A 12,383-nucleotide genomic window follows, 5' to 3' on the forward strand; every position below is an offset into this window, starting at 1 on the left:
ATGAAAACACATTGGTTATTTCCGCATCATTACCGGCTAATCGGCTGGCTGTTGTTTATTCCGTCGGCGGTTTTGGGCCTGGCGACGATGTATGGCGAGTTCATTTTTGAATTTCTCACCTTTAATTTCAAGGTTCCGAAGGCGGATGCGGGGTTTATGAGTAAATTCTTTTGGTGGTTGACGGGTGGAGGTGATTTTTTAACCAATTCCCAGAATTCAATCAATTTAACGGACGAAATAGCCGCGATTGGGGTCATCATTGGGCTGTTGTTGGTAGCGTTTTCAAAAGAGAAAGTAGAAGATGAAATGATCAGCCGATTACGGCTGGAAGCTTTGCAGTGGGCGGTTTACATCAATTACATCGTGCTGGGAGCGTTAATCCTGTTGGTTCACGGTGGCCTTTTCTGGAATGTAATGATTTACAATATGTTCACGGTTTTGCTCGTATTCATCATCCGGTTTCGGCTGGCCATTCGGCGGAATGAACGTACGGTGATGATGGCGTTATGAAAAACCGGATCAAAGTGGCCCGGGCAGAGCAGAATCTGTCCCAGGCGGATCTGGCGGAACGAATTGGGGTTAGTCGGCAGACGATCAATTCGATTGAAACCGGGCGTTATGTGCCGTCCACGGTTTTGGCCCTGAAAATGGCGCAGGTGTTTGAGAAAACCGTGGAGGAGATTTTTCAACTGGAAGAAACGGATTGAGTGGCCATGCCAAAGCTGTTTATCCTGGCCGGGTGCAATGGAGCCGGAAAGACCACGGCGGCTTATACGATCCTGCCGGACGTGCTGAACATCCGGCAGTTTGTCAACGCGGACGAAATTGCGCGGGGTCTCTCGCCGTTTGAACCGGAGTCGGTGGCCTTGGAAGCTGGTCGGATGATGCTGAATCGGATGAACCAATTGCTTGAACAGCAAGTTGATTTCGCGTTTGAGACGACGCTTTCGACGCGGTCATACGTCCAAACCATCAAACGGGCTCAACAGGCGGGCTATTCGGTGACGTTGTTTTACGTTTGGCTGGAATCGGTTGAATTGGCGAAGGAGCGGGTGGCCGCCAGAGTGGCACGCGGAGGGCACAGCATTCCGCCCGAGGTGATTGAAAGGCGATATAAGCGGAGTATTCAGAATTTGATGACTTTGTATTTACCCATTTGCAATCGAACCATCGTTGTAAACAATTCGACGACCGAACTTAGCCCGGTGGCCGAATGTTGGGATGGAGGAAGCAAGGAAATTCTGGACGAATCAGTTTGGTTTTTAATGAATCATCATGAATTCTAAGCAATTATCACCGGAAAGTCAGCGACTGGTTGACGGGATGCGCCGGGCGGTTCAGCGCGTGATTGAACAGGCCAAGCGAAATGATGAAGAACTAGTTGTTGCCCGGGACGGAAAACCCGTTCGAATAAAAGCTCGAGAGTTATGACCATGAACCATTCCCAGGCCGCCGAGGAGTTTACCCACGACGTTGAGCGGACCACCTGGCACGACAAAACCCTGTGGTTTGTGCGCGAAAAGCGCGACAAGGCGGTTTTTCAGATTCCCGAGTGGGAAGATTTGCGCGAAGCCGCGTCCCGCATTAAACACCATTCGCTCTCAAATCTGGACGAATATCTCCTGGAATTCGAGGAGAACGCCATCAAAAACGGGGTGAAAGTCCACTGGGCGGCCGATGCCCGGGAGCACAACCAGATCGTGCTGCAAATCCTGCGCGAGAACGGCGTCAGTCAGATGGTCAAAAGTAAGTCGATGCTGACAGAAGAGTGCCACCTGAACGATTTTTTGATCGAGCAGGGTGTGGATGTGGTCGATACGGATTTGGGCGAACGTGTGGTGCAACTCGCCAACGAACCACCCAGCCACATCGTGATGCCCTGTATTCACAAGAAAAAAGAAGAAATCGGGGAGCTGTTTCACGAACACCTGGGCACCGAAAAAGGCGCTTCCGACCCGAAATACCTGGCCGAAGCCGCCCGGCAACACCTTCGCGAAAAATTCCTGACGCGCCGGGCCGCGCTGACGGGCGTCAACTTCGCCGTGGCCGAAACAGGCGGTTTTGTGGTGTGCACCAACGAAGGCAATGCCGACATGGGCGCGCACCTGGCTGATGTGCACATTGCTAGCATGGGCATCGAGAAGATCATTCCGAAAGCCCGGCACCTCGGCGTTTTTCTGCGGCTGCTGGCCCGGAGCGCCACCGGCCAACCCATCACGACGTATTCGAGCCATTTCCACCGGCCACGACCCGGCCAGACGATGCACATTGTCATTGTCGATAATGGCCGTACCACCCAACTGGGCCGCCCGGATTTTCGGAATTCGTTGAAGTGTATTCGCTGCGGGGCCTGCATGAACACCTGTCCGGTCTATCGCCGGAGCGGGGGACACAGTTACCACAACGCCGTCGCCGGCCCAATTGGGTCGATTCTGGCCCCGAACCTCGACATGCGCAAAAACGCCGACCTGCCGTTTGCGTCGACGCTCTGCGGGTCGTGTTCCAACGTGTGCCCGGTCAAGATCGATATTCACGACCAGTTGTACAAATGGCGGCAGGTCCTGGCATCTGAGGGCTACGTCGATAGCGCCAAGAAACAGGGTATGAAATTGATGGCGAGCGTGTTTGCCAATCCGAAGCTGTTCCGGTTTTCGGGAAAAGCCGGGCGGACGATGATGCGTCTGGTTCCGTTTTCGGTCTCCAACCCGCTCAATCCCTGGTACAAGCAGCGCGAAATGCCCGAACCGCCGAAAGAAAGCTTCCGGGAATGGTATGTGAAAAAAAGGAATAGTTCATAATGAACAGCGTCCCTGTCATTATTCATTCTTCATTAATTATGAGCAGTCGCGAACGCATTCTGGCCGCTGTCCGGCAAAATAAACCGGATTTGCAGCCCTTACCGGAAAAGGCTACGTTTCAGGCGGATTATCCGGACCTGGTGGCCAAGTTTTCAGAAATTCTGCGGTTTATTGGCGGGACACCCGTTGTTATAGCCGGTTACACCGATGCCGAAGCGTACATTCGGCAAACTTACAGTGATCTGCCCAACGTGGTGAGCAAGGTTCCGGCGTTGGCGCATCTGGCGACGGTCGGGTCGGATGCCGACGATCCGCACCAGTTGGAAACCGTTGATCTGGCGATCATTCAGGGTGATTTTGGCGTGGCTGAAAACTCGGCGATCTGGGTGCCGGAGGAGCGCGGAGGGCACCGCGTGCTGCCGTTTATTTGCCAACACCTGGTTTTGATGGTCAATGCATCGGATCTGGTGCCGAACATGCACGATGCGTATGAACGCCTGAAAGTCGGTGAATCCGGCTTCGGCGTTTTTATTGCCGGACCGTCGAAAACGGCTGATATTGAGCAAGCACTGGTGATTGGCGCGCATGGAGCCCGGAGCCTTTCAGTGCTAATCCTGCAAAATTTCGTAACCGAATAATGAAAAGCCATGTTGTAAAAACCGTATATTGGGCCAAAACGCACAGCAACGTGGCAAGCATTTATCTCGATACCTGTACTTTACGGCCCTGGCGGGATGGCGACGAGTTTTCGTTGTCGGAGCACGCCAACAACCGAAAAATCTGGGACCGCGTTCGCGATTTTTTTCCGCATCCGTACACCGTCCGGGACGCCAGTTCCTGGATACGCATGAATCGCTCCTATCAGCAGCCGGTCAATTTGGCCATCGACATCGGAGGGCGGGCTGTCGGGAACATCGGCTTTACAATCAAGGAAGACATCTACCGGCATAACGCCGAGATTGGATACTGGCTGGGTGAGACTCACTGGGGTCGGGGTATTATGACCGAAGTACTGCCTGCCATGGTCGACTACATCTTCGCTAATTTTCAGGTCAATCGGCTGTTTGGTTGTGTTCTGGAGGGCAATCATGTGTCGATGCGGGTACTGCAACAAGCCGGTTTTCGGCCCGAAGCCGTGCTGAAAAAAGCCGCCTACAAGAACAGTCAGTACCTCGACGAACACATTTTTGCCATGTTACGGGAGGAGTTTGTCGCCCGAAAAGAACGTATTTCCCTCGCCCGCAGACAGTAGGGTTCCTCAGAAAGTTGTTTCTTTGCACCATGCCAAAAATTGTGATTGCCATCGATGGCTATTCCAGTTGTGGAAAAAGTACGACGGCCAAACAGGTTGCTGCCCGCTTGGGGTATGCCTACATTGATACCGGTGCGATGTATCGGTCGGTCAGTCTCTTTTTCAGTCAGCATCACGTCGCCCTGACCAATCCGAAAGCCATTCTGGATGCCCTGCAACAGATTCATATCACCTTCAACCACAATGCCCGCACTGGCCGGAACGAAACCTGCCTGAACGGCCTGAATGTCGAGGAAGAAATCCGGAAAATGTACATCTCGAACATTGTCAGCGAGGTGAGCGCGATTCCGGAAGTTCGGTATGCGATGGTGGCCCAACAGCAGAAAATGGGGCGAAAGCGGGGCGTTGTGATGGACGGGCGCGACATTGGAACGCAGGTATTTCCAGACGCCGAACTGAAAATATTTATGACCGCCGACCCGACGATCCGCGCGCAACGTCGCCAGATTGAGTTGCTGGAACGGGGCGAAATGCTGGGTCTGGATGCCATTCTGGAAAACCTGCTGAAACGCGATTACATTGACAGTAACCGCTCCGAAGGGCCGCTGCGCAAGGCTCATGACGCCATTGAACTCGACACATCGTTTATGACCCTCGATGAGCAGGTCGATTGGGTCATTCAACTGGCCGACGAAAAAATTGCCAGTCTCCACCGCAAAGGTCATTTCAACCCCCAGGACGCATGAAGGCTGATTACCTGATTGTCGGACAGGGTTTGGCCGGATCAGTCCTGGCCTGGACACTGGATCAGCGCGGGAAGCGGGTGGTACTGGTCGATGCTGCTGAACGCCCCTCGGCTTCGCTGGCGGCTGCCGGTATTTTCAATCCGTTGACCGGCAAAAAGCTCGTGCGGACCTGGAAAGCCGATGAATTGTTCCCGTTTTTGAAAACGTTTTACAGCCGGGTTGAGCAGGTGCTGCAAACCCGGTTTTTGCATTTCTCCACCATTTACCGGCCTTACCGCTCCATCGAGGAACAAAATACCTACCTGGCCCTGACCGCTGACGTGTCCATTGGGCAATACGTCAACGAATCGGTGGATGACGAACATTACCGGCCCTATATTCACAATCCGCATGGCGGTTTGGAAGTGACCGGGGCCGGTTGGGTCGAGGTGCCGGTTTTTCTGGATGCAATTCGACGCTATTTTCGGAAGAAAGGGCAATATGTCGAAGCCCACTTCGATGTCCGCGAGTTGGACATTCGTCCCGATTCGGTGGCCTGGCGGAGTCAGGTTTACGGTAAGCTCCTGTTTTGCGAAGGCCCGCACGCTCATCAAAATCCGCTTTTTGACTGGTTACCCTATAATCCGGTCAAGGGACAGACATTGGAGGTGGAAATAGACAATTATCCCATCCGGGAAATCGTTAATCAGGGGATCTTCCTACTCCCCGTTGAATCAAATCGTTACCGGGTTGGTGCCACCTACACCTGGCATGACCTGGATTGGCAAACAACCGAGGATGGAAAAGCGTTTTTAGAGCAGAAGCTCAGAATGTTACTGAAGGTACCCTATTGTGTGGTGGGGCAGCGGGTCGGCATCCGCCCGGCAACGAAAGACCGGCGGCCGTTGATCGGATTACATCCGGCGTATCCGGCCGTTGGCATTTTCAACGGATTGGGTACCAAGGGGGTATCACTGGCACCCTTTTTTGCCAGCCAGTTGGCCGACTTTCTGGAAGGCCGGAAAGAATTAGACCCGGAGGTGAATATTGAGCGGACCTTTTCGTTATATTACAGTGGAAAAAAGCCCGCGTGAAGTCTGGCGGTTTTTGGTTGCTGTTTTGGTGAGCAACCGACTACTTTCCGGCCCGCGACGATGCCTAAAAGTACGTGATTATGAGTAAGCAATGTATACTGTTTACGGCCGGATTGATGCTAATACTGCAGGGAGCGATGGCGCAGAACTATCCTTCGCAGGAGCAGTTCGGCCGAAACCGCATCCAATACCGGAAGTTTGACTGGAAGGTCATTAAAACCTCCAATTTCGAAATTTATTTTTATCAGGAAGGTAACCAGATTGCCAACCTGACTGCTCAATACGCCGAAACCGATTTCGACCGGATTACGGAGATCTTGGGTTATACCCCGTATAACCGTATCAAGGTATTCATCTACAACTCACCCCAGGAACTGGCTCAGAGTAACATCGGGCTGAGTGCGCCCAGCGGAACCAACTACAAGGAACTGAGCCTGTCGAAATCCCGGCTGGAGCTGGCTTTTACGGGCGATCAGATTAGTTTCCGCAAGCAACTGATTCGGGAGGTTTCGTTACTGTTCGTCTACGACATGCTCTACGGTGGTAGTTTGAAAGACGCACTCCAGAGCTCGCTGCTCCTTTCACTTCCGGAATGGTATATGCCCGGAATTGCCTCCTATATTGCCGAAGGCTGGAGCGTTGAATTGGATGACTATATGCGCGACGTAGCCCTGACCCGGCCGGTGCGTAAACCGTCGGTGCTGGTGGGGGAAGAGGCCCGGTACGTTGGGCACTCCATCTGGAATTACATTGCCGAACGGTACGGGAAAGACAATATTTCCAATATTTTGAACCTGACCCGGATCATCCGGAACGAGCAAAACAGCATTGCCAGCACGCTGGGTGTACCCTATTCCCGGTTTTTGCGAGAATGGCGGGACTACTACGCATCGATGGCGAAACCGGTTTCGGAAGCCTACAAGTCCGGCGAGGATGATTTTCAGGTGAGGGTTTCGAATGGGAAAGAACCGGCTCAATTGACGAGCCTGAAACTCAGTCCGGACCAGAGCCACTACGCTTATGCAACGGCCTGGCGGGGGAAGTTCGAGGTGACGGTAGTCAATACGCAGACTCAAAAAAGACAACTTATCCGCAAAGGCGGTTACAAACAGGACGAGTCGCCTGTGAAGCTGACCACTCCGCTGGTGACCTGGCAACGCGACAATTTGTTGGTGCTGACCGAAGAACGCGGGCAGATGTACCTATATATATATAGCAACGTCGGGCAGAAACCGAAGCTGAAACAACGGATGACGGTTCGGGGAGTGAGCCAGGTGATCGACATGGATGCGTCGGACGATGGGGCCAGTGTGGTCTTTAGCGCCGACCGCCGGGGGCAGAGTGACCTGTACCTGTTCAGCATCGGGCGCGGAACCGTGCAGCAGTTAACCAACGATTTGTACGACGACCTGTATCCGCAATTCGTGGGCCGAACGCGGCAGATCGTCTTTTCGTCCAATCGGCACGCCGACTCGCTGGGTACCGACAAGGGGACCTATAAAACCATCCGCAATCAGCTTAGCCTATTTTTACACGACGGAACACCCCGGACCGAAGCGGTTACCCGTCTGACCGATTCACTGAGTACGGCGATACGTCCGGTGGCCGGAACGGAAACCACGATTTATTTTCTGGACGATGCTACTGGCGTCCGGAATCTGGCCCGGCTGGATGTGGAAAACAAAACCAAAGAGCTTGTTACGGGTTTTAGCCAGAATATCCGGCGCTATGATCTGAATCCGACATCAGGCGCTATGGTGTACAGCTACTTGAAAAACGGGGATGAGATCATTGGGTTCCGGCCCCGCGTGAATCTGAGTCAGGCCTTGCAGTTGCCGTTGACTCGCCGGGCAACGGTTCTTGACGTTCCAAAAGCCGAAGCGGTCGGGAAGCAAACGACACCGGCTACCAGTTCAACCGCCACTGTGAACCCCAAAACCGCCGATTCGACCGTGGCGGCATCGGCTCTGAAATTAGAACCCGGCGAAGTCGATACGGATAATTACCAATTCGACAGCGACGTAGCAAAGTCGATTGAATACCGGCAACGGCGGAGTACGACCTCGGCGTCTGTAACGATTCCGAGGACTCGTCGGCGGGAAAACGTCACCATTCGTGGCCCTTACAAATACCAGGGCTTGTTTGTCGCCAGTGATGCCAGTTCCGACTGGCGGATCGACCCGATCCGGGGTTTTGGCTACTTCCAGTCGCTGACCATGAACGACCTGCTGGAAAACCACATTATTCGGGCCGGGTTGTTCATCACGACCAACCTGCGCAACAGTGATCTGTTTGCCGAATACCACAAATTGGTAAATCGCATCGATTACAGTGCCCGGTTCGACCGGAAAACGATCTTTTCCGATGCGGGCACATATCAGAAATACCGGTTTAACAAAGTAACTGTTTCGGCTTCGTATCCCATCTCGGTCAATAGCCGGTTTACGGTGGCTCCGTTCTACGCGGTAACACGCTATCTGGATTTGCTGCAACCGGGTGGAAGTTCATCCGATTATACCGGCGCGCGGGCGGAGTATGTGTTTGATAATACGACACTCAACGGGATGAATATGATCGAGGGAACACGTTTCAAACTCCGCTATGAAAACTACGTGGGTCTGACTGAACGTGTGGAGGGAGGAGTCCGGCGCGGGGCGGGAAGCTTCGACCGGATTACCGTCGATTTGCGGCATTACCAGAAAATTCACCGTGACATTATTCTGGCTGTTCGACTGTCGGGAAGCCACTCGGCGGGCCGGGCTCCCAAGAAAAGTACACTCGGTGGGATGGAGAACTGGATTGGGATCTCAGAAGGCGTCAAGGAAGACCGGGCTAACAATCCGCTGCTGATGCCGGCTAACCGGGACAATCGGGATGTTTTTTTCCTGGATCTGGCTGCCCCGTTGCGGGGCTTCAAACTGGGCAAGCTTACCGGAACGAGCCACATGCTGGGCAACGCCGAATTTAGATTGCCGATCATCCGGTATTTATCCCGGGGACCGGTTACCTCCAACTTTCTGCGGAATTTCCAACTCGTAGGGTTTAGTGATATCGGCACAGCCTGGGCGGGTAAAGGGCCTTTTAGTCGGCAGAATAGCCTGAATACCGAAGTCGTTGGTGGCAATGGCGATCCCTTCCAGGCAACGGTTACGAATTTTAAAAACCCGTTCCTGATTGGCTACGGAGCCGGAGCCCGGACGATGTTGTTTGGTTACTACGTCAAATTTGATTATGCCTGGGGGCTTGAAAACAATGTTGTCGGTAAGCCTGTTGCTTACCTGACGCTTGGTTATGATTTTTAATCAATATTATTATTCGAACGCCAAAAACCGCATCAAGCGGTTTTTGGCGTTTAACACCCTGCCCGTTCCTAAAACAATGGCATAATTTTGGCTATGTTTTTGTGTGTACAAATTAATATGTAGCTCAACAAGATCTCATTGGTTAATTATAATGAGGGCGTCCTGTGTTCGAAAGTAAGTCTGTCCTCACAAAACCGGAGAACTGGTATATGAGAAAAGCTCAATTTTTTGTTGCAAATCCCTACGGACTAGCGTGACTTTTGACTAAAAGCGAAGTCTGAAATAAGGGTACATGCTGTTTATGAGCGAATGCTTCCAAAACAGATTTAAATAGCCATCAGATGAAAAGAACATCTACTTTGGATCCACACTGCGTTCAACAGACAACATCTTCTGGGACCCCGATCTATAATTGGGAGGAACGTTGGAAATCCCAGTCGACTCATCTGACGAGGTATAGAGTACCCAAGGACGTTAACAATTTTCCCTTGCATTCAACCGCTGGTATGTGCCAGCAGAAGAGCGAGGGAAAGGCAGACTGGGTCATATATCCCGATTTACCGCTGATTATTCAAAATATTTATATTAAAAATTGCTTGGTAAAGCAATTAAAGCGGGTTTCTTGTTTGCCTTCAGGCATCTCAAATTGGGGGCTCGTGCAACTTCTGTTTTGGGTGTTATTTCAAGTCGGTTTTGTTGCGGCCCAGAGTCCCAATCTTTACGTCCACAAAAAAATCAACAATAGCCATCCAATACTGAATGAGGTCGTTGCCTATACCGTGGTCGTGGGGAACGACGGGGATGCCGCAGCAACCGGCGTTGTTGTGCGGGACAACCTACCCGCCGGTGCTCAGTATACGGATCATACCGTCTTTCGAGGGGCAAACGCCTACTCGTCCGTTACCGGAAACTGGAACATTGGCTCTCTTACCGCCGGTGACTCAGTCGTGATGGAACTTAAAGCCCGGGTTGTGGCAAGGGGTGTCTGGTTTAATACCGCCGAGGTCATTCAAAGCCAGGGGGGCGATCCCAATTCCTCACCCAATAACCAGGATCTTTCGGAGGATGACATGGCTTTGGTGTGTTTTTCGGTTCCTATTGAATGGTATGAAGGGGATGAATTTACTGTAAGCATACCCATTGCGCTGACGAATGTTCAATGGACCCGGAATGGACAAAGTCAATTTCCGGCGAGCCAGGCTGTGGCAACAGGGAGTACATTAGTCATTAAATCGCCGGGAAACTATTCATTTACGGGTATGTTTGGCAATTGTCCGGTAAACGGCTGCTGTGCAATTGAAGTAGTTCCGGGACCGGTTTGTCAGCTTGTACCTACCGCACAGGCCACGCCGACCTGTGAAGCCAGTCCGCTGGTGCTAACGGCGTCAGGACAAGGCGGAAGCCAACCCTATCAATATCGATGGTCGGGGCCGAATGGCTTTACGAGCACCAGCCAGAACCCGACAATTCCAGTCGCAACAACCGCGAATGCGGGTGTCTATACCGTCTATATTACAGATGCGGTAGGGTGTACTGCGACGGCCAGCACAACGGCCTTGGTTGGGTCCTTGCCTACAGCGGTTTGTAATTCTCCGGTTTGCGAAGGTGCGACCATTTATTTGTCCGCTACAGGCGGGGGAACGGGTTATTTATGGTTAGGTCCCAACGGGTTTACCAGCACATTGCAGAGTCCGACGATTCCCAATGCCACTACTGCCAATAGCGGTAGTTATACCGTGGTGATCACGGGAACAAGTATCTGCTCCGGAACGGCGATAACAAGCCTGAAAGTACTTCCCAAACCTACTATTGATGCGATGATCAGCAGTAGTGCCTGCGTGGGTGGGAGCTTTACACTTTCGGCCACGGCAAGCGGGGGAGTTGAGCCATACAGTTACATTTGGACGGGCCCCAACGGTTTTTATGAAACCGGCCAAACAGTCGTCGTAAATAACGCCCAGTTGACTCACGCGGGGAGTTATACCCTTACCGTATTTAGTCAGAATGGTTGTGGAGATAAGGATGTTACAGCGCCAATACTTATAAAAGCGTGTGTTTGTAATCCGGTAGCCGGAGCACTGTCGGCCTCGGTCTGTGTTGGCCAAACCGTAAGTCTGACCGCCACAAATGGATTCAACTCCTACAATTGGAAAGGGCCAAGCGGTTTTACAAGCAATCAGCAAAATCCAGTCATCCCGAATGCACAACTTACCCAGAACGGCAATTACACATTGACCGTAACAGGTACTCAATGTACGGGAACGGCTATCGTTCCCATAGCGATTATAGGATTACCGGTAGCTGATGCGACTTCGAGCACGGTGTGCGTGGATGGGGTGGCTTCGATCAGCCTGAGTGTTTCGGGTGGCAGCAGCTACCAGTGGAGCGGTCCGAACGGCTTTGTGAGCAGTGAGCAGAGTCCAATCATCAGCAATGCGACATCATCGCAGAGTGGGGTGTACAGTGTGACGGTGATCAACGGCAGTGGGTGTAGTGTCACCCGCACGACGAGTGTGAGTGTGGGCCGTTGTGGCCCGCCGGTTAGCTGTAGTCTGACGGGCAGCTTGACGGCTTCGAGCACAGTGGTGTGCGCGGGGGGCAGTGTGGTGCTGACGGCCAGTGGGAGTGGCAACCAGGGGGTGTTGAGCTATCAGTGGCTGGGGGCAGGGGTGAGTGGTCAGAGTGGCAGCAGTGTGACGGTTTCGAACCTGACGAGCACGAGCACCTTTACGGTGGTCATCAGTGATGGGGGGGTGAGTGGCTGTAGCCTCACCCGGCAGATCACGGTGGGGGTGAATCCGTTGCCGGTCGAAGCGGAGGCTTCTTCGTCAACGGCTTGTGTGGGCAACAGTGTCAGCATTCAACTCAGTGCCAGCAGTGGCAGTGGGTACAGTTATAAGTGGAGCGGTCCGAACGGCTTTGTGAGCAGTGAACAGAGTCCAATCATCAGCAATGCGACGTCATCGCAGAGTGGGGTGTACAGTGTGACGGTGATCAGTGGCAGCGGGTGCAGTGTGGTACGCACGACGAGTGTGAGTGTGGGCCTTTGTGTGCCGCCGGTTAGCTGTAGTCTGACGGGCAGCTTGACAGCTTCGAGCACAGTGGTGTGCGCGGGGGGCAGTGTGGTGCTGACGGCCAGTGGGAGTGGCAACCAGGGGGTGTTGAGCTATCAGTGGCTGGGGGCAGGGGTGAGTGGTCAGAGTGGCAGCAGT

Annotated in this window: 9 protein-coding genes and 1 pseudogene; all 10 read left to right on the forward strand. The window is 52.9% G+C overall.

What is annotated here, in order from left to right:
• Nucleotides 1-510, forward strand: a complete 510-nt coding sequence (locus tag ACO2Q8_RS20370) for a hypothetical protein (RefSeq protein WP_423346690.1) — start codon at nt 1-3, stop codon at nt 508-510.
• Complete coding sequence (locus ACO2Q8_RS20375; protein WP_423346691.1) at nt 507-707, forward strand: helix-turn-helix transcriptional regulator; 201 nt, start codon at nt 507-509, stop codon at nt 705-707. The genes ACO2Q8_RS20370 and ACO2Q8_RS20375 overlap by 4 nt, the downstream gene beginning before the upstream one ends.
• Before the next feature lie 6 nt (nt 708-713).
• The gene (locus ACO2Q8_RS20380) at nt 714-1,286 is read left to right on the forward strand and encodes a zeta toxin family protein (protein ID WP_423346692.1); all 573 of its coding nucleotides are present in this window, start codon (nt 714-716) and stop codon (nt 1,284-1,286) included.
• Nucleotides 1,287-1,433: 147 nt separating this feature from the next.
• Nucleotides 1,434-2,798 (forward strand): lactate utilization protein B, encoded by a 1,365-nt coding sequence (locus tag ACO2Q8_RS20385; RefSeq protein ID WP_423346693.1) that lies wholly within the window; start codon nt 1,434-1,436, stop codon nt 2,796-2,798.
• Nucleotides 2,799-2,836: 38 nt separating this feature from the next.
• On the forward strand, nt 2,837-3,436 hold the full coding sequence (locus tag ACO2Q8_RS20390; protein ID WP_423346694.1) for a LutC/YkgG family protein: 600 nt from the start codon (nt 2,837-2,839) through the stop codon (nt 3,434-3,436).
• A gap of 50 nt (nt 3,437-3,486) precedes the next feature.
• Complete coding sequence (locus tag ACO2Q8_RS20395; protein ID WP_423346695.1) at nt 3,487-4,050, forward strand: GNAT family N-acetyltransferase; 564 nt, start codon at nt 3,487-3,489, stop codon at nt 4,048-4,050.
• Between the two features lie 29 nt (nt 4,051-4,079).
• On the forward strand, nt 4,080-4,796 hold the full coding sequence (gene cmk, locus ACO2Q8_RS20400) for a (d)CMP kinase (RefSeq protein WP_423346696.1): 717 nt from the start codon (nt 4,080-4,082) through the stop codon (nt 4,794-4,796).
• Nucleotides 4,793-5,869, forward strand: a complete 1,077-nt coding sequence (locus ACO2Q8_RS20405; protein ID WP_423346697.1) for an NAD(P)/FAD-dependent oxidoreductase — start codon at nt 4,793-4,795, stop codon at nt 5,867-5,869. The genes cmk and ACO2Q8_RS20405 overlap by 4 nt, the downstream gene beginning before the upstream one ends.
• Before the next feature lie 116 nt (nt 5,870-5,985).
• Nucleotides 5,986-9,171, forward strand: coding sequence for a hypothetical protein (locus tag ACO2Q8_RS20410; protein WP_423346698.1), 3,186 nt, complete (start codon nt 5,986-5,988; stop codon nt 9,169-9,171).
• 656 nt (nt 9,172-9,827) lie between these two features.
• Nucleotides 9,828-12,383 (forward strand): annotated as a pseudogene (locus ACO2Q8_RS20415) (hypothetical protein); the annotation flags it as partial.

Origin of the sequence: Larkinella sp. VNQ87, assembly GCF_049445795.1 — a bacterium.
In the GTDB taxonomy this organism is placed as follows: domain Bacteria; phylum Bacteroidota; class Bacteroidia; order Cytophagales; family Spirosomataceae; genus Larkinella.